At 49.0% G+C, this 23,489-nt stretch carries 20 protein-coding genes and 1 pseudogene; 8 read left to right on the top strand and 13 right to left on the bottom strand.

The features are described from left to right. Positions 1–35: 35 nt before the first annotated feature. Positions 36–644, top strand: a complete 609-nt coding sequence (locus MLD66_RS14110) for a transposase (RefSeq protein ID WP_247219315.1) — start codon at positions 36–38, stop codon at positions 642–644. 501 nt (positions 645–1,145) lie between these two features. Here MLD66_RS14110 and MLD66_RS14105 read toward each other — a convergent pair. The 9 genes and pseudogenes from MLD66_RS14105 to tnpA form a co-directional block, all read right to left on the bottom strand. Next, on the bottom strand, positions 1,146–1,355 hold the full coding sequence (locus tag MLD66_RS14105; RefSeq protein WP_247219313.1) for a DUF2283 domain-containing protein: 210 nt from the start codon (positions 1,353–1,355) through the stop codon (positions 1,146–1,148). After that, entirely contained in the window at positions 1,352–1,615 is a 264-nt protein-coding gene (locus MLD66_RS14100; protein ID WP_247219311.1) for a DUF4258 domain-containing protein, read from the bottom strand. The genes MLD66_RS14105 and MLD66_RS14100 overlap by 4 nt, the downstream gene beginning before the upstream one ends. Then, the gene (gene casB, locus MLD66_RS14095; RefSeq protein WP_247219309.1) at positions 1,612–2,085 is read right to left on the bottom strand and encodes a type I-E CRISPR-associated protein Cse2/CasB; all 474 of its coding nucleotides are present in this window, start codon (positions 2,083–2,085) and stop codon (positions 1,612–1,614) included. The genes MLD66_RS14100 and casB overlap by 4 nt, the downstream gene beginning before the upstream one ends. A gap of 4 nt (positions 2,086–2,089) precedes the next feature. Beyond that, positions 2,090–2,419, bottom strand: a complete 330-nt coding sequence (locus tag MLD66_RS14090) for a hypothetical protein (protein WP_247219307.1) — start codon at positions 2,417–2,419, stop codon at positions 2,090–2,092. A gap of 29 nt (positions 2,420–2,448) precedes the next feature. After that, positions 2,449–3,303, bottom strand: a complete 855-nt coding sequence (locus MLD66_RS14085) for a DUF2887 domain-containing protein (RefSeq protein WP_247219305.1) — start codon at positions 3,301–3,303, stop codon at positions 2,449–2,451. A gap of 23 nt (positions 3,304–3,326) precedes the next feature. Beyond that, a complete protein-coding gene (locus MLD66_RS14080; RefSeq protein ID WP_247219303.1) occupies positions 3,327–3,890 on the bottom strand; it encodes a Uma2 family endonuclease in 564 nt (187 codons plus the stop codon). 320 nt (positions 3,891–4,210) lie between these two features. After that, the gene (locus tag MLD66_RS14075; RefSeq protein WP_247219300.1) at positions 4,211–7,318 is read right to left on the bottom strand and encodes a plasmid replication protein, CyRepA1 family; all 3,108 of its coding nucleotides are present in this window, start codon (positions 7,316–7,318) and stop codon (positions 4,211–4,213) included. Between the two features lie 205 nt (positions 7,319–7,523). Beyond that, on the bottom strand, positions 7,524–8,381 hold the full coding sequence (locus MLD66_RS14070) for a hypothetical protein (protein WP_247219298.1): 858 nt from the start codon (positions 8,379–8,381) through the stop codon (positions 7,524–7,526). A 340-nt stretch (positions 8,382–8,721) separates the two neighbouring features. Continuing rightward, positions 8,722–9,120: pseudogene (gene tnpA / locus MLD66_RS14065) on the bottom strand (IS200/IS605 family transposase). Positions 9,121–9,155: 35 nt separating this feature from the next. Between tnpA and MLD66_RS14060 the strand changes: the two are divergent. From MLD66_RS14060 to MLD66_RS14035, 6 genes are all read left to right on the top strand, one after another. Next, on the top strand, positions 9,156–10,202 hold the full coding sequence (locus tag MLD66_RS14060; protein ID WP_247219296.1) for a transposase: 1,047 nt from the start codon (positions 9,156–9,158) through the stop codon (positions 10,200–10,202). A gap of 299 nt (positions 10,203–10,501) precedes the next feature. After that, a complete protein-coding gene (locus MLD66_RS14055; protein ID WP_247219374.1) occupies positions 10,502–10,696 on the top strand; it encodes a hypothetical protein in 195 nt (64 codons plus the stop codon). Then, positions 10,621–10,824 (top strand): DUF4160 domain-containing protein, encoded by a 204-nt coding sequence (locus MLD66_RS14050; protein WP_247219294.1) that lies wholly within the window; start codon positions 10,621–10,623, stop codon positions 10,822–10,824. Before MLD66_RS14055 ends, MLD66_RS14050 begins: the two co-directional genes overlap by 76 nt. 87 nt (positions 10,825–10,911) lie before the next feature. Continuing rightward, positions 10,912–11,049 carry a hypothetical protein gene (locus MLD66_RS14045; RefSeq protein ID WP_339397079.1) on the top strand — a complete coding sequence of 46 codons (138 nt, stop codon included), beginning with the start codon at positions 10,912–10,914 and terminating at the stop codon, positions 11,047–11,049. Then, positions 11,046–11,306 carry a DUF2442 domain-containing protein gene (locus MLD66_RS14040; protein ID WP_247219291.1) on the top strand — a complete coding sequence of 87 codons (261 nt, stop codon included), beginning with the start codon at positions 11,046–11,048 and terminating at the stop codon, positions 11,304–11,306. Before MLD66_RS14045 ends, MLD66_RS14040 begins: the two co-directional genes overlap by 4 nt. Beyond that, positions 11,300–11,488 carry a DUF2442 domain-containing protein gene (locus tag MLD66_RS14035; RefSeq protein WP_247219289.1) on the top strand — a complete coding sequence of 63 codons (189 nt, stop codon included), beginning with the start codon at positions 11,300–11,302 and terminating at the stop codon, positions 11,486–11,488. The genes MLD66_RS14040 and MLD66_RS14035 overlap by 7 nt, the downstream gene beginning before the upstream one ends. A 711-nt stretch (positions 11,489–12,199) precedes the next feature. Here the strand turns inward: MLD66_RS14035 and MLD66_RS14030 are convergent. The 4 genes from MLD66_RS14030 to MLD66_RS14010 form a co-directional block, all read right to left on the bottom strand. After that, positions 12,200–12,550 carry a hypothetical protein gene (locus MLD66_RS14030; RefSeq protein ID WP_247219287.1) on the bottom strand — a complete coding sequence of 117 codons (351 nt, stop codon included), beginning with the start codon at positions 12,548–12,550 and terminating at the stop codon, positions 12,200–12,202. A gap of 154 nt (positions 12,551–12,704) precedes the next feature. Next, positions 12,705–14,066, bottom strand: a complete 1,362-nt coding sequence (locus tag MLD66_RS14020; protein WP_247219284.1) for a CHAT domain-containing protein — start codon at positions 14,064–14,066, stop codon at positions 12,705–12,707. Between the two features lie 146 nt (positions 14,067–14,212). Next, entirely contained in the window at positions 14,213–14,641 is a 429-nt protein-coding gene (locus tag MLD66_RS14015; RefSeq protein ID WP_247219282.1) for a protease complex subunit PrcB family protein, read from the bottom strand. A gap of 306 nt (positions 14,642–14,947) precedes the next feature. After that, the gene (locus MLD66_RS14010; RefSeq protein ID WP_247219280.1) at positions 14,948–18,958 is read right to left on the bottom strand and encodes a Calx-beta domain-containing protein; all 4,011 of its coding nucleotides are present in this window, start codon (positions 18,956–18,958) and stop codon (positions 14,948–14,950) included. Positions 18,959–19,707: 749 nt separating this feature from the next. On the opposite strand from MLD66_RS14010, the gene MLD66_RS14005 reads away from it, so the two are divergent. Then, positions 19,708–23,370, top strand: a complete 3,663-nt coding sequence (locus MLD66_RS14005; protein ID WP_247219278.1) for a hypothetical protein — start codon at positions 19,708–19,710, stop codon at positions 23,368–23,370. The last annotated feature ends 119 nt before the right edge of the window (positions 23,371–23,489 follow it).

The following is a 23,489-nucleotide window of genomic DNA, read 5'->3' as shown; positions in this document are numbered from 1 at the left end:
GTATGTTTAGCTATACCTACTGAAATCGAAGCCGGATGGGGCAACCTGTCGCATTAATTTCCAAAACTGACATGGGTATTAAAACCTTTGCTGTTGCGAGCAACGGAGTTAAGTACCACAGCCCTAACTACGAGCCTTTGTACCAGCGCATAGCCCGGTTGCAGAAGCAACTGGCTAGGCGGGTGAAGGGGTCCAAGCGGTGGGAGCGAACCCGGTTCAGGATTGCCAAGCTGCACGCTCGCATTGCCGACATGCGGTTAGACTTCCTGCACAAGGTCTCAACCAAGCTCGCGGTCGAAAACCAAGTCGTGTGTTTGGAAGACCTCAATGTGAGAAGGATGTTGAAAAACCGCAAATTGTCGAAGGCAATTAGTCGGCAAGGGTGGGCAGCGTTTCGTGCTTTGTGCCATGCCAAAGGCAACAAGTACGGCAGAGAAGTACGGGTCATTGATCGTTGGGTAGCGACAAGCCAAACCTGCTCGAAGTGTGGTTGGCACTGGGGCAAGCTCGATCTGGCTACCCGTGTTGTGGTTTGTGACGGATGCGGGGCCGTCCATGACAGGGATGAGAACTCCTCGGAACATAGAACAAGTCGGGATGGGGCAAAGCGCTCCGCGCCGCCAGAGGCGAACGCCCGACTCTAAAACGGACGTGGAGACTGAGTCAGACTGGCTTGCCAGCGTCGGTCTGCGAAGCGTCAAGAATCCCTGTCCTTTAGGACAGGCGAGTATGTCAAACAGATCAATCCTGCAACAGTAGACAAGAGCTTTAAGGCAGAATGGATTGAGTACATCGATATTTCTAGCGTTGGTGAAGGTGGAATTACGGAAAGTCGGTAGTGCTATCCAAGTAATTGTTTGTTATTACAATAATACCACAATCAGCACCATGCCTTCCCAAGGGAGTGGATACCATTCCAGACGGTAGGCTCTCTAAGTTCTAGGGAGTTAATTCCCGCAAAGCCTTATCTCATGGATATTTGAGCAATGTCTAACCCTACCCCGTGATGCTTCTCCCTGGAGAAGTAAAGCTACCTACCCGCTACAGAGTCCTTGTCACCATTTCTTGAGCATTACAAAGAGAGTACTACCCCTTTTCAATAACAACAGCGAGTTGGTGCATCGTTGCCTCCTTATTTACGTGAATCAATGAGTTGTGGGTCTTGCAATCATGTAGCTGACAGTTTGGGGGTCATCAATACGTTTAGAAGCATCTAACACTTCCAATCCAATTACATTACCCTGGTCATCAAAGTCAAAAATGATACCAGTTTCATCTTCGTCACTGTCACTAATGGGTATGTCTTGAAATAAAATTCTCAACACATCCACTTCTGGGTCGTAAATGATTTTCATGGCATCCTCCAATACTTTTGAATTTTGCTGGTGCGGTAAACGGTAATTACCAGACTTGGGGACTCCCTTTCATCTACGAATACTCGCAGTAAATAGGGTTTGCCACTGCCCCATTCCATCTTTGACTGATAGATCATGCGTTGATTTCGTCCTGGTAAGATTTGTCCCGGACTGGCAAGAACCGCTTTTACCTGTTCTTGAGTGATACCCCGACGGCGCATTTCTTCCAAGGCATGAGTTGTAAATCGGATTTGATTCATACTTCTTCCTCTGTTTCTTCAACCGGTATGTCTGGAGATGATGCCACTCCCCAGAAAGTTTTAGCCCACTTGTCTTGGATAAATTGATCAGGAGGATCCCAATTTCTCAAATCGGCGATGAGTTCGGGATAATAAACCTCTATTTTTCTATCCTTTTTGCTCTTGATTTGTCGTACTAGAGCCGTGATCGGTGATTGAATATCCACCAAGTCAGTATCGAGTAGCGAGCGGAACCGTCGTTCTGGTCCCTTGGAGTCACCGCTGTTGTGTAAATCTAAGCAACTCTGGGCAAAGTTACGGGGAGCAGGCTCTTTTTTTTGGTCATGGTAATTAGTATCACGATAATCCAAGTAATGTTTCAAGGCAAAATATTCTCCAAGAATTATATAATTAGACTCAGAATGTTGCGTAAGTACATTAAGAATACCTAGAGCAATTGGGTCAAGATTTTGGGGGATAAATGGTTGCATGAATTTAGATCATATGTTCACAAGGGTCAGGATAACATCTACCATCAATGTTATCTACCTCTTTCCAATAATCTTTCAATCCGTAATACACATTGGTATCCTCCAATAATTCCCAACCAAAGTATTCTTGAAATGCTTGGTAAGCTGGGGAGCCATAACAAGGATATTTGCGGAAAATATGCTCCCAATTCGCAAATAATTTGAAGGTATCCTCTGTAGGCAAAATACCAAAGTCCCAAGCGGCACAAATCCGGTGCAGGTAATCCGCCTTGTCCTCGTCCGTATCTAAACTAACCAATTCCTGATCTGGATATACAGAGTAATCTATATTCATCTCCCTAATTCACCTTCCTGATATACGACTTACAACTTGAGATTTTCCAACTCCTCCAGGGAAGAGATGTCAATGATGGCTTCCGCAAATGCCCCCAGTTGCTCTAAGGATAACTGTTCTAGTTTAGTGCTGATGCTATCTGGCACCCTGCCAAACTTGCGGGCGATTTGGCGGTAAAGGGTTTCCCGTAATGCTATGGTTCTACCCCTCTGCTCCCCTGCGTGCCACCCTTCCTTCCACCCTTCTTTCCAGCCTTCTTGGTGTCCTTCTTGCTTGGCTTCTTGATACACCCGCGTCTGCCGTAAATCTCCTAGGGTAAACATCCGCTCTATCTCCTCTCGGCTCAAGGTCTTTAACTTGTAAATCAATATCGTCTCCACAAATTCTAGCAAACCATCCACCCCCTGCCCCATTGCCACCAACGCCTGTGCCGCTTTAATAACTTCCGTTTCTGGGGTAACGACTAATTTCACCAGCCCCAATATCACCGATGTCCCCGGTTCTAATTCATTCAGATAAATAGCCCGCACTCTCCCCTGCAATTCCCGATATTGCTTACTTAGAGCTGGTTCCGCCTGCCGGTCTGGAAACAACACCAACACCCCCCAATCCTGCACCGGGCGGTACTGTTGCAAAAATAGAAATATCTCGCTAAATAACTGGCTGTAAAATTCATTCACCTTTTGGAACTGCACTTCTACAAACCAAATAGTTTTATCCTCACTTTGGGGCAGGAATATCCCATCGAAGCGAAAGGCTTTTTCCTTCACTTCTACCGAGGTGAACTGATAGCTGGCGATGCTGGCAGGGTCTTCCCCCAATAGCTCCATCAATAGGGTGGGAAAGGTCTGAGACAGTTGATAGAAAATCGTGTCAGTACGCAACGGATTTGTTTAAGTTGTTAGGTTTAATCCCCAAAGTCAATGCCTGCATAAATTTCAGCAATAGGAATCTCCAGATTGATGCTCTGTAGTTGAATGGTTTCCCCTGTAGTGTAGGTTTGCAGAAGCCATAGTTTGCTATTGTAACGGCGAAAGACTTCTATTCGTTGTGCTGATTGACTGATGAGAACATATTCTTGTAAAGATTCAATGGTTTGATAGTGGGCAAATTTCACACCCCGGTCCCGTGCTTCTGTGGATTCCGATAGTACTTCCATAATCAGGCAAGGATAGCTTTTGTGATTTCTATGCAGGCGGTCCCGCTCGTCACAGGTAATTAGCAGGTCGGGATAGTAATAGATGTTTTCGGTTATGTTAACCCGCATATCTGAGGAAAAGGAGCGACACGGACCACTTCGCAGTTTCGGGACAAGGAAGGCGGTGCAGTTATCGGTGATAATGATGTGATTTTCGCTGGCTCCCGCCATGGCATAAATTCTGCCGTCTTCGTATTCATGTTTCTCTTCTTGTTGCTCCTCCCATGCCAAGTATTCGGCGGTGGAAAGATGTTGGGTGAGTACTTCCTGCATGGATATTTATTAATCCCAGCCAAGTATGTTTTGACATAAATTAGCATATTCTCTGTGGACATTTTCGAACTTCCACATCCTTGCGCCCTTCTTTAAGCCGCCATCTCACACCTCCACCCTCACTCCTCTATTCTGACTACTTCCATGAGAGAAAACCCCATGTTTTGCCGATGGGGATTGCCCGTTGCTCCCCCAACCTAGGTGAACAGATGCACCGGTGACGACATACATCCTTGAACAGGGACCCAACCCACACATTCCCCTGGTCCCCTCAGCTATCCAGCAGGGGGAAATCCCTTCAAATTCCCTTGTTTGGGGTCTCAACAGGGAGAAATGTCTTCCCTCCCCGGCGGTGGATTGGGCTGTTGTACTGCATTTTCCGTTCCCCCACCCGGATGTGGGAGTTCTGTACTGACACCCCGTCCACGATTTAGGTTTACCTCCAGATTATTGGATGAAAACGGTGGACGTAGGCTGGACAACCGACTGCGGTAGGCGGACAACAAGGCACGCCGCAATTCGCTCCCTACCACTTGGTAATGCCGTTCCCGCTCTTTGGTGCCCGGGCGGGCAATCGCTTTTGGCTCTAACCCCAAACGTCTCAGGAGTTTATTGACGATATGCACCCCGGTTTGCTCTGGCTTGATGTGCAAATGCAGGTATCGCTCAATCAAGCGCCGGTGATGCAACGCCAGTGCCTTTATCTCCTGCACCAGGGCACTCTGGTTGCTGTACGTCTTGTCCAACAGTTCCAAGACCCGCAAGGTGTTAATGAGCAGGGCGCAGATGGTGCCCTTGGGCAGTTTGTGGATGCCCTTGAGGGTTTGGTTGTGCAAAATCTCCCGCACTTTGTAGGCATCCTGGAGTTTCACCAGTTCCGGGTTTTCGGCGTGCACCTGCAACTTCACCCCCTTGAGGAGGGCACTGTAGTCCTCCACCACCGCTTGCAGGCAGATACCCACATCGTTGAAATCCACCCCGGGAAAGTCCTGTTGCAACAACACCTTTTGGGCACGGTAGCGGTCCGCCAAACTGCACTGGGATTGGAGCGTTTGCTGTGCCCAGTCCACCGTGTGTTCTGGCTCCAGGTGGGCGTTTGCCAGGTTTTCCGCTTTCTGGTACTCGATGGCACGGTGCACGGTGCCCATCAATTCCCTGATTGGGGCAGACAGTTGCAGGGCTTGGTAGGTGATTTGATGTCCGTCCTGTTGCAATCGCTGAACCAGGTAGTCCAAACTCGCCCGCCGCATGGCACCGTGAACCGCATGGGATTGGGCGTAAAACTCAAACAGGGCATTTTGGATGCGCTCGGTTGCTTCATCCGGGATGTCCAGTAAATGACTCAAACCCAGCCATTGGGTGAGTGCCTGGGCTGTCTTGCGTAATTCCCGCCCAATCACCTGGGCAGACAGGCTACTCTCATCCGAGTCGGAGAACACCACCGGCGGACAATAAATATGACGAGGCACGGCAGGACGGAATCGCCCCAACAATTGCAGATGAATATCGGTGGTGCCCGAGGGGAAATAACCCCACACCGAATGGAAGTAGGCTTGTTCTGGCGGCAGACCCCCCTGGATACTCACCCCCGATTTCACCGACGGGGAACAGATGAGTATATCGGGTTGCTGGTCTTCCAGCCATTGGTCGGGTTGCTCAAAAAAGTCCGTGAAGGCACTGCCCTCATTAGTATCCGAATCAATCCGCACCACCTTCAGCTGGGGGAGTACCGCCTGCACCATCCCCTCGAGCCTCTGCCCCGCAAATTTCGAGCTACTCACAAACATCAGCTTGTGACCCGCTTGCAATTGCGCCAGCAATTCGGCAAAGAACCCAGAGTTGTGCTGACTACAGCCGGTATAAAAGGTGATTTGCCAGGGTTGTTGGTGTTTCCTATGCGTAAACAGCCGCACCGTCTCTTTTTTGCTCAGCACTTTGAGCAGGTCGAGGGCACGGTCGGGCAAATTGGCTTCGGAAGCGACGATGGCTTGGGCACTCTGCGCTAGTTGGACAAACCGACAATTAATCCACGACCAACGCTTGCCCAAGGTTTGCCCCCGCACCAGGTGTTCCAAAACCTGGTTGGCCTCATCCAGCACCAGCAAGATTTGCTGACTCCACACCCACTCCGGGAGCCGGTGCAGGGAATCGGGGCACAACACCAACCCCCCTGCATGGCGCATACAGGCTTCCAACCCTTTTTGCCCCGCCTCGCTGTTGGGGAAGCTGTGGATGTGGGGCAAGCCCCAGTGCTGTGCCGTCTGTTCCCCCAAACTGTTCAAGGGAGTCAGCACAATCACAAAATGCTCCCGTTGGGCTTTCCAAGCCGACACCCAATCCTGCCCAATCCGATAGGTTTTGCCGCTGTTCATGGGGGCGCATAACCCGTGAATGGCATGGGCAGACAAAGCAGGCAATTCCGGCAGATAGGCTGACTCCGTATGCCGTTCCACCGGGTAGGTTAATTTTTGTGAAGATTCCAGGCGGGTCAGAGCCGTTTCCACCGCCTGTTCCCGGTTGAGTTGGCGGATGTTGCGGGTGTTGTCCAACAGGGTGCCCAACCACTCCCAGCGGTGTTCCGGGGCAATCGTGAACAGTACATCATCAATGCCTTTGCCGAGGGTCGGTTCCCAGGTGACGGCACGGAAATCACAACCGTGGCGGGTGAAGGCTTGCCCCAGTTTCACCGCCTGCTTGAACACATTTCTACGGGTCTTGGGGGCGCTGTCCTGGTCAAAAAACAGGAAAATCCGGCGTCCCTTCTGGGCAAAGGTTTCCAATTCATCGCTAAGGAAATCCGTGCCTTTCAACCGCCACATGGTCACCCCCCGGATGGCAATGGCAGGCAGACCCTGGGCAATGGCGGTTAGGGCTTTTTTGGGTCCCTCGTGAATGGACAAGGGGATGGCGGGATTGGCTAAAACTGCCTGCCAGAAGGGTATCTCCCGGGGAATCCTCACCCCAAATCGCTGTTCAATGAGTTGAATATATTTCTCTGGGACAACGGGTAGGATGGGCGTGCCTTTGGCACCGACGGGCGTTTCATACTTGATGACCTTCTGTTTTTGGGTGATGCCGGTGCCCTGGGTGACCCTGCGGGGGCGAAAGGGTTTGATGACCGGGATGCTCCCCTTCTCCCCGTCGAGCGTCTGCCCGTAACAGACCCAGGCTCCCCCTGCCGCTACCGTTTCATATTTGGCGAGGATTTTCTTGACTGCCTGGGTGCAGTACTGCTGGCTGTGACCGCCCAACTCGCCGAGCGCACTCCCGGTCAACTCCTCGAGTAAAGGCTCCCCGGTGAGGATTGCGATATTGGCGAGGGTCAGGTCATCGGGGATGGCGGATGCCCGAAACTCCCGCAGTACCGGCTCGGGTAGGGCAGGTGCGACAACACTCTCTATGGTTTGGGGAACAATTCTGGGAAGCATCACTGGTGACTGGTCAGGATTTTTGCCTGCGTCACGCCACCACTACGAAAAGATGCTTGCTTATGCTATAGTGCAAATAACACCTAAATCCCCTGGCAAAGAGATTGGTGTTTTTTTGCAAGCCCTTTCACTGGTGGGCGCAACCTAATCGGGAGAGAGTGTCTGAACCAGACCTAATCTCTTCCCCCTATTTCAAAAGAATTTTTCAATCTACCCGCTCATCGCCTCGCTCCTTGTTGATACGAAATGCTAAATACTCTTTGACAAAGACTACCACATCCTCCCGGTTCACCGCAAAGAGGCTACCACCTTTTTCATAACGAGCTGACAAAACCTTCGCTTCCCCAAAGGTTTCATACAATTCCTCCCGATGTTGTGCTAAACGGCTGGGCTTCCAGATCACCAGGATGCGGGGCAAAGGTCGTTTGGCAGCGCGGGAAGTCCCGCCGAAAAATGGGCGGTAGTGTTTTTGCAACCAGACAACGTGTTGCATTAAAGTGTCAACCGGGTCTAAAAGAATTGAGCGTAAACCCTTGTCATCGGGCTTTTTTTGGAAGAATCTTTGCCGCTTTTCATTAAAAACCACCTCCGCATCCCCATAAGAACGGATGCAAAGCAAAAAGAAATGCTTGCCGGGAAACCTCAGCAAAAGGTCCACAGGCTCGTTGGTCGGATGTTCCACCAGGGCGGTCATTTCTATCCCTTGTTCTTTGAACGCCTCATCCAACTCCTTCATCAACGCCACAAGTCGCCGCACCTTCTCATAGCGCACCCCCTGTCGCCAACCCAACAGCAAAAACAGTAGGGATAGAGGTGTACTAAAGGGGAGGGAGGCTACCCCCGCCGCTTCTAGGACTGCAAAAATGCGTTCCTCTCTGAGTTTTGCATCTTCAATCTCACGGATGGCGAGATGCGTTTCCTTGGGAATGGTAACATCCCCTATTTTCTCCAAATCCTGCAGCGCTTGCTCCAGGGTGCGGATGACCTGCTGGTTATCAATCGGTTCCGGGTACTCCCGCCACTCCGTTGGTGGCTTGGTTTTTCCAAGTTGCGATGCGCTCATGGATGATGGTGAAAATTAAAGTAACATTTTTCCTATCAATTTTATCGAAAAACTATCATAGGCTTTGATAGCAAGGTTACATGGCTACGCCACACAAGCCATCAAAATAGGGCAACGCCTTGCAACATACGCTCTGAGCATAAAAGTTTTATTCACAATTTAAGTGAGATTGCTACAAGCTTTCTGCACTATCCCGGCTGAAGGGACGAGGCTAAAGCAAACCTATCGGAGATTGAAACAGTAACCACATGGGAAGCGCGCCGGAACCTGATTTCTGTGAGTACCTGTTATCAAAGAATTGGGTCTAAAATCCCGTCCAATGCCTCCGGCACGGCTACGCCTAGCAGGACGGCTTTTCTTGATTTTGGATGTAAGCAATCAGAACATGGAGAGGAGCGCCACCAACACTAGAAGCGAAATAGCTAGGACTCCACAGAGCTGTTTTGCCATAGGGTTTTGGTAACTTAGCCTGTCCGTATTTCCTACTAGAAACTCCTTTCAAGGCATTCACTATTTGGGAAATAGACCACTTAGGTGGGTAGGCAATCAGAAGGTGGATATGGTCTGTTTCCCCGTTGCACTCCAATACCGCAAAATCCATCTTTTTTGCCACACCTTGGAAGGATTCCTCTATCAGTCTCAAACTTTCTTAAGTAAGTACTTTCCTTCTGTACTTGGTGACGAATACCAGGTGAGCTTGCAGGCTAGATATGCTGTTGCGGTTTCTTCTAAATTCCATGTGCTACAATAGACATACCGACTCAATTTTAGCGTATGGTAGCCCGATATAAATACCGGTTCTATCCTACAGACCAACAGAAAAACAGCCTAGCTAAACTATTTGGTTGTGCTCGGTATGTTTGGAATGAGGCTTTAGCTCATTGCCAGGCTGTTGGAAAGTATTTAGGGTACAACCAGCTATCGAGTCGGCTAACTAAGCTAAAAGAGTCGGTGCAGTGGTTGAAAGAGGTGTCGAGTGTGGCACTTCAACAATCATTGAGGCATTTAGAGGAAGCGTACCAAAAGTTTTTCAACAAGGAAGGAGGGGCACCACGATACAAGAAGAGAAAGACTAACCAATCCGCAACCTTAATGAGTAATGCGTTTTCCCTGCAGGGGGAAGGCGTGTACCTTGCCAAGATAGGGGTCGTTAAGCCTATCTGGAGCCGACCATTACCCAGCAAGCCAAGCTCTGTTACGGTCATCAAAGACAGTGCGGAGCGGTATTTTCTGAGTTTTGTCGTGGAGGTAGAACTGGAGAACATTGAGGCTAAATCTCCCAGCATTGGAGTAGATTTAGGCATCAAAACCTTTGCTGCTTGTAGCGACGAGACTAAATACCATAGCCCGGACTATGCTCCTTTGTACGACCGGATTGCTCAACTGCAAAAGCAGTTAGCCCGCCGGGTCAAAGGGTCAAATCGGTGGGAGCGTACTAGGTTGCGAATTGCTAAACTGCATTGTCGTATTGACGATATGCGGACGGATTTCTTGCACAAATTGTCAACCAAACTCACGAGCGAAAACCAAGTTATTTGTTTGGAAGACTTGAATGTGCGGGGAATGATGAAGAACCGCAAGTTGTCTAAAGCAATCAGCAGACAGGGATGGCGTAGGTTTCGTGAGTTGTGCAAGGCAAAAAGTGAAAAGTTCCAGCGGGAACTTCGCATTCTCGACCGATGGGAGGCAACGAGCCAACATTGTTCTAAGTGCAACTGGCACTGGGGAAAACTAGACCTTTCCACCCGCATAGTGGTATGCGATGGATGTGGTGCAGTACATTGTCGGGACGAGAATGCTTATGTATACTCCATATCGTGAAAGTCTTGTGTAGCCAAAAGAATAGTCTCTATTTTCCACGATGTAGCCCCTTCTGATGTAGCTTTCCTCTAGAGCATGGACTGATAACCCTCAGAATGGCTCTTATCCAGTTGCCAATGCTAATAAACGCCCTGTGATAGAAAATATAGTAATTTCAAACAAGTTTGCGACATTCGCCTTTACCTGCAAACCCTTTCCTAGAAGGGGATACAGTGATTACCAGTGCTTCAAAGTGTTGCATTTTCTTGTGAAACGACTATAACCCTCGATTATCGGTACACCTGAAGAACTTTTAGGAGATGACCATGTGGAATGATCCAATTATCGAGGAACTACATAAAATCCGAGCCGATCGAGATGCTCAATTTAACGGTGATCTAACTGCAATGCTGGAATCTCTTAAAACGATCGAGCAGGAATGGCTATTAAAATTTCCCAAGCTAATGTCAGGGGAGATTCGGGTAGCAGAGCAACCGGTGAAGGATGTGCTGTAGTGCCAACCGTTCTATATTTGCGTGGCTGGAGATTTCATTTCTATTCCAACGAAGGAGCAGAACCAATCCACATCCACGCCCAAAAGGGAGAAGCTGAATGCAAATATTGGCTCGATTTGGAACTATAGCAGTCCTAAATGAGAATGGAATAGGGGTCGCAGGGGCACCGCCCCCGTCCTTGGTTCTGGGGAATCTCTGTTCACTAATCAAGTAGGATTGCTATATATGACATTCGAGAAGCCTATGCTTATAATATGACTAAGCGAGATACTAGAGAGGTGCGTAAAATTATTCTACAAAATTTTGATGAAATTGTGGAAGCTTGGAACACTTATTTTGGAGATCAGCTATGAGTAAACATCACATAGTGCAAAGCCTCACTTTTGACCAAGAGAATATGATTTTAACGGTGGATGGCTCGACCTATCACATTCCTATTGATCGAACATCCAAACGGCTAGCTCAAGCTACCGAAGCAGAACGAAACCTCTATAAAATTTCCCCATCTGGCTATGGTATCCACTGGTTCACCATTGATGAAGACCTATCCATTGACGGTTTGATTCGCTTAGCTAATAACCTACAACCGCAAAACATATCCCAATGGTGAAAGATATTACTGCCGTAAAACCAATAAAAGACTATCAACTGCATCTTACCTTTGAAGATGGTATAGAGGGCATTGTTGATCTAGCAGAAATTATTAAATTTAGCGGCATCTTTGAACCACTACAAGACTCAGTATATTTTGCTACTGTTAGAGTCAATCCAGATTTAGGAACAATTTGCTAGGAGAATGGCGCAGACCTCGATCCTGTTGTGCTTTATGCAAAAATCGCTAACCATAACTACCAATAGAGGAAATAAGCGATCGCCTGTTACCCAAGCTGATGTCAGGGGAGATACGGATAAAAGATACAGAGAAAATGGCGGAGGATGTGATGGGTTACAGTCACACTTATTATACGTCATAGAATCTAAGATTCCTATATCTTAACATCTAAAACTTTGTTGTTGGTGTTCTTTTTTCCTTGTCATGTAGTAAGACATTGGGGTCTTCAGAAAAATTCAGCGAAATATATAGAACAAGTCGGGATGGGGCATCGCCCGACTCAAAAACGGACGTGGAGATTGAGTAAGACCACTGAGCCGAAAGGTTCGGTGGCGTCGGTCTGTGAAGCGTCAAGAATCCCCTGTCTTTAGGCAGGGGGGTATGTCAACTGAGGATGTCATTAACCTACTCAAGCAACAAGCTGGGGAAGACTGATGCTGTCGAGTTCTGTCGAAAGTGCCCAAGTCATTGTTAGACAGACACTTACAGAAACCAGCTGACAGCATACCTCTCATGCAATTACTGTTGTACTCTCCAATAGGATTGCTATACAATCTTTTAAGTAATTATAGGATACATTGGTCAATCATGCTAATTTTATTAGAATTAGAATAATCAAGGCTTTTTGTATCCTTTAATTGACAAATAAACTGTATATCCTTCAAGCGATTCTACTCCACTCTAAAGACTTTCAAGACTTCATCGCCCAGGTGGTTGATGACTTTCACAGCGATATTACCCGATGTGGGTTTGGGGAAGGGGCGGGAGGTGTCGCTTCTCAGTGTGTCCCAGGTGGCTTCGTCTATTTCGGCTCTGAGGGAGTTTTTCAGGGCTTTGTAGGGGTCGCTACTGGCTCCAATAAAATAGGCATGACGGACAAAAAAGCTCTCATGGTTGTAGTTGGTGTCTAGGAACCAACAGGCAATCTCATCCCCATTGCTGGAGCGTACTTCCCCAGTTTGGGGGTGAAAGACATCCACGCCACGAATTTGCACTTGATAAAATTTTTTAGGACTGACCATATCATCTCAATTGGATTAAATTCTGGTGAGTAAACAGGGAGAGACAGCCTTTTAAGTGGTTACAGGATACGGCTGTAAACCTCTTTTCCCAGATAGAAATAGACGAATGCCTGCGAGACGACAGACTAAGTATGGCGCAAAAGCATCCTCCGCCTTACCAGGGGCTACCAATCATACTAAACCCAGACCAGAAGTAGGGGTGGGCAAAGTCTAGTCCTTTCACTTGAGCCAGTTCTGGGGGCAAAGGAATGCTCTGTCCTCTCTGGGTCACCAAACGCAGTTGACCGCCTTCCACTTTGGTTTGACCCCGTAGTAATGCCAGTTGGGCTTGCCGTAGAGCTTCTGCTTTAATCGGGGTACTCTGGAGGTTGGTGTAAAATTCTGCCATCAAAGCAAAAGTAGAGGTATCATCCACATTCCATAGCGAGGCCACTGCGGTTTGCACACCGGTTTTCACCGCCAAACCCGCAAAGCCAAATTCTACCGTTGGGTCAGTTATGTCTCCGATCAGTGTGCGACACGCCCCCAAGGTCAGTAATTCTACCCCCTGTAGGGAGAGTTGGGGCAATTGGGTGACGGGCAGGTTCTGATTGTTGCCAAATACGATGTAAGAATCACGCAAATCCCCAGGTTTGAAGGTGGCGTGGGTGGCCAAATGCACCATCCGAAATTGCCCCGACTTGCGCTCTTGGATCAACCGCTCTGGGGTAAAGTCTTGGTTGAGGAAATAGCGACCCGGCCAGACGCTGGTAATGGTCTTCAATTCTGTGGGCACGGAGGGCAGGGGGCTTTCATTTGTAAAGGTGGAGGCTCCCATTGCCAGCACCTGCGCCCCCTGGAGAGGACGATACTGGGTCGAAATGAGGTTGATACTGGGGGTGATTGCCAGATTGTACTTCTCAATTAAGAATTGCTTACCGTCATGGAGAGCGGCCAACGGCAGGAGGCGAATCCCCCTATCCGGTACCACCAGTAGGCTATCAATCCCTTGCGCTTGCAATTCTGGCTCAATCGGCTCAATTAGCCAGCGGTAGAGGGTTTGCGCATCTTGGAGGTATTTTTTGCCCCCTACCCAGCGACGGTCTGCCACTTGATTGCGGAAGCGACTGATCACCCTGAGAACTTCATCCCGGCGGGCACTGGGCACCCCCCGATAGACAAGCGGTGCAGTTTTCGGTTGCTGAACCAGACCTGTTGCCAAATCAACCGAGGCCACCGTGACGCCCTGGTTTTGGGCAACGCCTTGGGGAATGCCTGGGGTGAGCATTACGATACTTAGGTTGATCTGATCCAACACCCAATAGACAATAGCCGTTTTGCGCCCCGTTTGTTTGTAGATGTTCTGTAGAAGTGCCTGGACATCCGCAGCGGAACGCAGGGTGTTGGCGGCTTTCACCCCCAAATAGTTGGCAAACTCCGCACCGAAGGCCACATCCAGGGAGAAAATCCCCTCCTCGGTTGCCACGTCCAGTTCTGTCCTGAGAACTTTGGTACTTTTATCGGTGACATCACTCAAAGTGATGGTATTGCCAATGAAAGCGAGAAGATTATTCTTGTCCTCACCATTGCTGACGAACGTGGAACCAAATTCAGAAATACGGAGAACCCCCGGCGCACTTCCAGCTCCCGTGCCATAGAATCAGCAATGCCGGAAAATGACTACTAACACTCCATAGAAACTGTTTTCCCCTGTAGCTTGATCGGTAAAACAGGCACCTCAACTGCAATAAAAGCTGTAGGTGTAGTGGGAGATTGGGTAACTAGGCAATTTCTACCAGGCACCAACTCCGTGTAATGTAGTATCCAGGAATCACCCTCAGCACTTGTTACAACTTCAATTTTATCAATGCGTAGGGCATAACCTCCTGTTGAACGGGAGCCAGATGTCAGTCCAATAAGAGTTTGTCGCTTAAAATCAAACTGAGGAGCTGGTGGTTTTTGTAAATTGAGGTCTAAAATTTTACTACTTTGCCACAACTGCTCCCATGTTACATGGTTCGTAAAAATAAACACTTGTGGTTGGGGGATAAATTGCTCTTCCAGGGGTGTGTAACCGAAATCAATCGTTTGAAAAGGAATTGTTGCAGACATAGAAACCTCAGCAGAAGAAAAATGCGATCCGAGACTTGGAAACTTTCTCAAAAAAGATGGATGACAGCTACTTAAAGAGACTGTAATTCCAATGATGGAAATAAATCTCAAAATTTTTGCAAGAAGTGAATAGCTCTCCTGTAATTTGAGACTAAACCTCTTCCTCTCGATAATCTTTTGGGCATTCCTTGGTTGAGACATTGGCTCGATCAGCTTTGGAGTTTTACGTTCACAATTTAGGGAGGAATAGAGCAGGGGTGAACAGTGGTGCCCACCCCATTTTGTAGCTAAGCAGTGAAGGTTAAACTAGGCAGACCCACGAGCCATTGCCATCGCCCTCCGCACAGCAGCATCAGCATTGACTACCCCTTCCCCATAGTAGCGTTTGCTATAGTCAGGAACACCCTTATAGGCAGTGTCCGACATGATGGTTTTGAGTTGAGCGGCTGTGAGATTGGGGTTGACGCTCCAAATGAGGGAAGCTACACCAGTCACATGAGGTGCCGCCGCTGATGTGCCATTAAATTTTTCGTCGTAACTAAAGCTGACAGAACCCGTAGGATTACGAGTAGCCTTCGTGGTATAGACTTCCGAGGGAGCCATTAGGGTTAACCCAGTGCCGTACTGGGAACCCCACCACCCAGAGTATTCAATACGAGTACCTGGAGTGGTTGCCTGACCATAGGCGTTTTTCGTCCCGTGAACTGCTCCCACTGCCATCACATTGTTGTACTTACTAGCCAAGAAGGCGGGGTAACCGATACCTTCTCTTTTGTGCCCATCATTACCAGAGGATATGACAAACAACACATCCTGATTATTCTTCACAACATCTCCTATTCGCCAACCCAAGTCCTCTCCAAAAGTAGTAGGATTAGCACCCAAACTCATGTTGATGACCAACTTCTGACCTGAATTTTTGGCACTGTTAATCATCCGTTGTGCCGCATCGTGGAGGGATAAATCGTTGCCATCATTATCCAGCACATCAATGTGGAACACATTAGAGTTCCAGTTGATTCCAGCTATCCCGCTACCATTGTTACTTTTTGCGGCGATAATCCCCTGAACGGCTGTTCCGTGAGAACTTGGCTTCCCAAACTCATCCCGATAGTTAGAAGGAAGAAAGGTTGTCCTTCTTATATCTATCTCTTGGTGAACTTTGTCCTGATCCTGACTATCAACTCCCAAGCCACTGTCTTGGATGCCAATCAGTACATTACTGGAGCCAGTGGTAAAGCGCCAGGCGTGGTGCACCCCGATCATGTGCAGGTTCCACTGCTGGTTAAAGTGCGGGTCGTTGGGTGTCACAGATAGGTCAAGGGTTCGATCAGCAAATCGGATGCGCTCGATGCCCTCAAACAGAATTTCTTTGCCGTCATTGAGCGTGAGTGCATCGAAAATGCGATTGCCATTCCCTGGATTGAACACTACGCCCCCTCCATTCGTGTTGGCAAGGTTAAAGGTGACTGTTCCGTAGGACACTGTACTCAGGTCTATTTCATCCCGTCTTCCAGCGCCGTAGTCCACATTGCCATTCCCGATGAAAACGGTGCGGGCATGGGTTGGAGTATAGGTGAAGGTATCAGCTCTAAGTGTCCCTCGAATGATATTGGGGGAAATAATCACGGTGGGGACATCATTATCCAGGATGGTCACCGTGGCAGTCTTACTGGTGCCAATTTGGTAGGTAGAACTGCCCAGAAGGGTGAGAATAACCGTCTCCGAGGGTTCAACCAGAGTGTCATCAATGGGGTTGATGTCAATGACCGCCGTGCTAGAGCCTGCGGCAAAGGTGACCGTCCCAGTTCGGTTAATGAAGTTTACGCTGGTGGACGTACCCCCGATGGTGTAGTCTGCGTTGTTACCTGTACCCCCAGTAGCCGTCCCACCGATGGAGTAGTTCACCGTCAGCGCATGGGTGGTACTCCCCGTGCGGGTCAAGGTAAAGCGACCAGGGTTGGGGGTTTGCCCAGGGTTAGTTTCTGCCGCTTCCGCATCCGTCGCCGCAATGGTTACCGTTGGCAGGTCATTATCCAGGATGGTCACCGTCGCCCTGTTGCTTGTCCCAACTAGGTAATTCGAGCTATTGACAAGGGTGAGGATGACGGTTTCCGGGTCTTCAAACTCACTGTCATTGATGGGATTAATGTCAATGAACGCCGTACTTGCACCTGCGGCAAAGGTGACCGTCCCGGTCAAACGGTTGAAGTCACTGCCATTGGTCGCCGTCCCACCGATGGAGTAGTTCACCGTCAGCGCAGAGCTGGTACTCCCCGTGCGGGTCAAGGTAAAGCGACCAGGGTTGGGGGTTTGCCCAGGGTTAGTTTCTGCCGCTTCCGCATCCGTCGCCGCAATGGTTACCGTTGGCAATACATCATTATCCAGGATGGTCACCGTCGCCCTGTTGCTTGTCCCAACTAGGTAATTCGAGCTATTAACAAGGGTGAGAATAACCGTCTCCGAGGGTTCAACCAGAGTGTCATTGACGGGATTGATATCAATGAACGCCGTACTTGCACCTGCGGCAAACGTGACCGTCCCGGTCAAACGGTTGAAGTCACTGCCATTGGTCGCCGTCCCACCGATGGAGTAGTTCACCGTCAGCGCATGGGTGGTACTCCCCGTGCGGGTCAAGGTAAAGCGACCAGGGTTGGGGGTTTGCCCAGGGTTAGTTTCTGCCGCTTCCGCATCCGTCGCCGCAATGGTTACCGTTGGCAGGTCATTATCCAGGATGGTCACCGTCGCCCTGTTGCTTGTCCCAACTAGGTAATTCGAGCTATTGACAAGGGTGAGGATGACGGTTTCCGGGTCTTCAAACTCACTGTCATTGATGGGATTAATGTCAATGAACGCCGTACTTGCACCTGCGGCAAAGGTGACCGTCCCGGTCAAACGGTTGAAGTCACTGCCATTGGTCGCCGTCCCACCGATGGAGTAGTTCACCGTCAGCGCATGGGTGGTACTCCCCGTGCGGGTCAAGGTAAAGCGACCAGGGTTGGGGGTTTGCCCAGGGTTAGTTTCTGCCGCTTCCGCATCCGTCGCCGCAATGGTTACCGTTGGCAGAGTTGGGGTTGCCGAAGCAGTGAGGTTGTAGTTGGTAAACCCGCTCCATTGCCGCACCTCAATAAAGTAGGTACCCGCATTCAAATCCTGAGTAATTCTTTCCGACTCAGTTCCTGACCGCCAATCCCACGCCAGCCAACGCCCGTTAGCATCGAGTAAACCCAACTGGGCATCGGCACTCAAACCCGTCAAGGAGAGATTGACAGTGCTGGTCTGATTTAGGGTGAACCGATAGTAATCCAGCATATCCGTACTGCCCACCCAATCTCTGAAGGTCGTGGGGGGCGAACCTAAGGTAATATTGCGGGCGGTCGCAAAGGTATTTCCGGCCAAGTCAGCAGGCAGTGGGTCAGCTGAAGCAGTGAGGGTGTAGGAGGTGTCCCCACTCCCTTGTTGTACCTCAATAAAGTAGGTACCCGCATTCAAATCCTGAGTAATTCTTTCCGACTCAGTTCCTGACCGCCAATCCCACGCCAGCCAACGCCCGTTAGCATCGAGTAAACCCAACTGGGCATTAGCACTCAAGCCCGTCAGGAAGAGATTGACCGTGCTGGTCTGATTTAGGGTGAACCGATAGTAGTCCAGCGTATCCGTACTGCCCACCCAATCTCTGAAGGTCCTAGGGGTCGAACCCAAAGTGATATTCCGGGCAGTTGCAAAGGTGTTGCCAGCGAAATCACTTGAAAGTTCCACAGGCGTAGCTTGCCCGTTCAGCCAGAGAAGCCCTTGGTCTTGCTCTTGACCAATTCGGGCTAATTCTTCCCCACTAGGTGTGACCCCAAAGATGAGATGACGAGCCAGTTCGCCCTCATCCCCAGGGGTATCGTCTCCCACTAAACTATCCAACCAGTGGAAGGTCTCCTCAATCAAAACCCCGGTCGCCCCAAACATACAGTCATCTGCCTCACTCGCCAGGAGCGCAGAAGACAAATAAATCGTTTGAGTGGTCTCACTGTAGGCACCAAAAGCCTCTCCGAGCACCGCCGCATCTAAAATTTGGAGCTTGGGAAAGACCGAAAAATCACCAACCGCCCATTGGGAACGAATCGCCTGGATTTCCGCAGTATTGGTTTTTTCACCAAGTACCCGAGTAAAGAAATCATCACTGCTGGCAATCGCTTGCAAACGTGTTTGGACAGGACTCAACAAATCACTATTCAGTACCCCAAGAGCCACATTGAAGCTATTGCTAGTAATAGTATTTGGATTCGGCTCTAAGGGCAAAACCGTATTTTGGGCGGTGGACAGCATAACCGATTTACTCCTTTGGTAGGACTGTGTTTTTTTCAGGGGTAAAACCCTACTACGCCTAATCTAAAGCCATCTATTTGCGGGATAAGTGATCCAGCCAAGCGACAACCGGTGATGAGGATCACCAAGGATAAGTTTTAGGGTTGAATTAGTGGGATTGCTATTGCTCTTGCCTGACCTCTAGGAGCGCAATAAAATGGGAGAATCGGTCATCGATGGATGTGGTCACAAAAACAGCGGTTTTACGGGTTGGGGAACAAGTTTTCACACCGGCAGAATTAATTATTGCGGGCACTAGCGGAACATCAGTTGTTTATACCACTTCCAGGGGATTGTGACGGAGCAAGCGGTGCGGGAAATACCCTGCACACCGGAAGAAGAGGCACACTGTATTCAGAAACGGAAATTTTTCAGAACCCAGTACCGGGGGCGGGGCCCCTGCGACCCCTGTTCCATTCTCATTTAGGATTGCTATAGAGGTACCCAGAATACATTGGTTGCCCCGGACTAAAATGGTATTTTAATTTACAGTCTTTTGAGTGGATATGAAATACATTTGCACCCCACTTATCGCAGGTTAATCATGTTGAGCCATTGGGATAATCAAGGTTTGTTGTATCCTTTTAATTAATAAAATTAATAAATAGACTGCAGATGCTTAATGCAATAATGCGCCTATGTATGTATATTGTCCAACGTGGGTTCGAGGTGACAGTGCCCCATACAACGTAGAGAAACACTTAAGTAAATTGATCACTCGCCTGGAGAGGGGAGATCGCATCCTGTTAAGTCAGTTATTTGACATCCGCTATCCCTATTGGAAGTACAACCTCCGCAAAAATATTCGTTTGTTGGGTCAGTTGCGCTATCTCGGAGAGGTACCGGTTTTGGTCTTGTTTGCACTCTGGCTAAGAGGTAGTCATGAGTACCACTACTTCCTCAAGCAACGGCAGAATCCTGATTATCAAAAGTGGGTGAAAGACTTGGTGCCCGATGATGTGTTGCAGGTTTGGTTGGCGCAACGGCAACAAGAACATTCGCAAAACCTACTACCTGCTCTGCCGGAAGCACTTTTTGCATGGACACAGTTTTTGAATGCTCCCCATTCCAAAGAGCGGCTAGTGTTGGAAAGCGGGGAATGGGTTCGGCAAGGACAAGCGCTGACGGTGGTACAACGGCGTCAGGCTTATCAGGCGGTGATACAGTTGGTTGACGAGGAGGAGGGTAGGTTATACCAGCAACTCCCCAGCTTTTATCAAGGGGCGGAAATCAGATGTTGGCAGGCGGGGTCGCTCCATCTAGCGGTCAGTTTGGTGCAGGTGCGTGAGTACCAGGGGAAACGGTTTCCGTTCCTCATTGGAATTTATGACCACGCTCCAGAACAAAAGGAACGATTTGCTTTGGGGCGCCAAACCCGTCTATTTGGGATCGGAGCTGACCAGCCCGATATACTTCGGCATCCTCAACCGTTGGAAGTGTGGAAACAGTATAGCTATCGTGCCTACCCAGATTACATGGTGGCGGATGAGACCATTTGGTTGGAGATGCAAGAGACTAAGGAGGGAAACTTAGCTTTGTCTATGGAGGAGGAAGCAGTCCTCCAGAGCCGCTCCATGCCCTTGCTCATCAACGGGCGGGCTGGTAGCGGTAAATCCCTGATGTTGTACTATTGCTTTGCCGAATATTGCAGTCACTACCTGAAAACTGCAAGACAGGAATCGCCCCAGTACTACCCTCTGTTTTTGACCTACAGCCCGGCTTTAGTCCAACAAGCCTGGGAGAAGGTGAGTGTAATTTTGCGCGTCAGCCACCGCTATCGTCAAGATGAACGTAGTTTCTCACCAGCAGAGATTCAGCAGTGTCGCGCTTTTTTCAGCACGTTTCAGGATTATCTGTTCAGGTGTCTCCCAACCGAGCGGCAAGAGCACTATCAACCGGATAAGTATGTCAATTTTTACCAATTTCAGAGCTGGTACCGCGGTCGCCGTGATGTAGAACTCGCTTGGCATACCCTACGCACGTTGATCAAAGGTTATGAGGTCAGCGATTATCTGGACCCCGATAGCTACCGGGAATTGCCCGAAGCGGATCGCAGTGTCGATATAGCCGTTTTCGACCAAATTTACAGCGAATTGTGGCCAGGTTATCTGGAACGAACTACCCACGAGGGTTATTGGGATGACCAAGATTTGGTTAGAGATGTGCTGAAAAATGGCACAATCAACCCGATTCATCCGGTCATTTTTTGTGACGAAGTTCAAGACTTTACTCAGATTGAACTGAATGTCATTTTTTGCCTATCTCCCTGGGGAAAATACAAGCTAGACTGGGCAATCGAGCGGTTGCCTTATGCGTTTGCTGGAGACCCTTTGCAAACGATTAATCCTACAGGCTTCCGTTGGGCCGCCCTAAAAAAATATCTCCATGAGCATATTCATGCGTACTTGCTACCGAGCCACCACTTTGAGATTCAAGATCCCCAGGAATTAAAAAATAACTATCGCTCTGGCTCCCAGATTACTCGTTTCAGTAATGTAGTTAACCTCTGGCGACGTATTCTTAGCAACAATCGGGAAATTGGTCCACAATTGCCCTGGCGTCCGCAAGAACAGAGCAGGTCAGTACAAAAATTTGTACTGGATGGGCAGGGCAAAAACTTAACTGATGGGGAACTGAAAAATATGCTCAGCAAAAGCACTGGTACGGTGTGTATCTTACCCTGTTGTGTGGGAGAGGAGCTAAGTTATGTGGCGCAGGACCGAGAACTTCAGAAGATATTTGCTGAAGAATTGGCACAGAATCTGAAGCCAGCACAGCTACAAACCGTTACGGCTGTCAAGGGGATGGAGTTCAAAAAAATAATCCTCTACAAGTTTGGGGACTACTATAAGCACAGTTTCAAAAAACAGCTTAAGCATTATGCCAAAGGGACTGAAAACGAGGTGTCCCTGCAATTACAGTATTTTCTCAACCAGTTGTATGTTGGGATTACGCGCCCTATAGAAGCTTTGGCGATTATGGATACCTTTTGTGGTTGGCAAGAGTTCTGGGAGCCGAATTTGGCAACCGACTTTTGGCTCAATCATCCTTCTCTGAAACAGGACCAATCCCAATGGCAAACCCATCCCCCTGTATTGAATAGCACCACCCAAAGCATGGGTATCCAGTATTGGACAGATACCAATCTGCAAGAGGTACTGAGTTTGGCTGTGGAGTTCCTTAAGCGTGGTGTGGCGGAGGGAAACCTAAATTTTTTGGAAGATGCACGCACATTTGCACGGCAGGCAGAGGATTGGCGCTTGGAACAAGAATGTCAGACTTGGCTCCTCAAGCTCCAGCGGGACTACATATCGGCAGGGTATCAGTTTGTGAAGTTAGAGAAGTCAGCTCTACCTGATAAAAATCTTAAGCGAGAAGCCTGGGAGTGCTTCTGGAGAGCGGAAGCTTGGTCGGAGCTACAACAGTACCGTGAAACCTTCGCTAGTTGCCCGGATATTCCTGACTATAGTCCCTTAGTGGCGCTGATGTTGGACATCCGCAATGAAGCTACCAAGCCGTCACGCTTTGACAAACTGGTACGGGTACGAGATTGGTTGCGTGTTGAAATCAGTCCCAAAAATGCGGATGGTACATGGAAAACATGGAAAACCTGTGTGCAGGAATTTTTGACAGAGTTCCAGCACGTGCTAAACAATTTGGAGGCTTACTGTCCTGAGGAAGAGGCACGCAAGCGATTTTTGCAGGAGACTTATGAGGCTTGGATGGGACATCTGGCTTTTCTCGGACAGCGGCAACCGTTTGCGGAGCAGTTTCACATGAGCTTGGTACCGCTAGGGCGTGAGTTGTTGAAGTTGGCGGAATCAGCTCCGCCCGATAAAAATCTTAAGATGATCTTGGTATCGGTAGGGCGTGAGTTCTTGAAGTTAGAGAAGTCAGCTCTGCCCGATAAAAATCGTAAGCGAGTCGCTTGGGAGTGCTTCTGGAGAACGGAAGCTTGGTCGGAGCTACAACAGTACCGTGAAACCTTTAATGGTTGCCGAGATATTCCTGACTATAGTCCCTTAGTGGCGCTGATGTTGGACATCCGCAATGAAGCTGCCAAGCCGTCACGCTTTGACAAACTGGTACAGGTACGAAATTGGTTGAGCGTTAAAATCAGTCCCAAAAGTGCGGATGGTACATGGAAAACATGGAAAACCTGTGTGCAGGAATTTTTGACAGAGTTCCAGCGCGCGTTGAATGATTTGGAGGCTTACTGTCCTAAGGAAAAGGAACGCAAGCGATTTTTGCTAAAGACCTATAAGGCTTGGGTGGGAGATTTGGCTTTTCTCGGACAGCAAGAGCCGTTTGCGGAGCAGTATCGTATGATCTTTGGCAACTTGTCACAGAGAAGAAATTCGCCAGGCACTTGAACGGCTCAACGGAGCACAGCTACAACGAATTGATAGACTCATACAGGATTTCCATAGTTAAAAGGCTAACAGTAGGTTTTTATCGCGCACTGGGTCAAGAACGGCACTCCTCATGGATA

It is taken from the genome of Synechococcus sp. C9, assembly GCF_022984075.1.
Lineage (GTDB): Bacteria > Cyanobacteriota > Cyanobacteriia > Gloeomargaritales > Gloeomargaritaceae > Gloeomargarita.
Note: the sequence above shows the minus strand (reverse complement) of the source record. Positions and strands in the feature narration are given on the sequence as shown.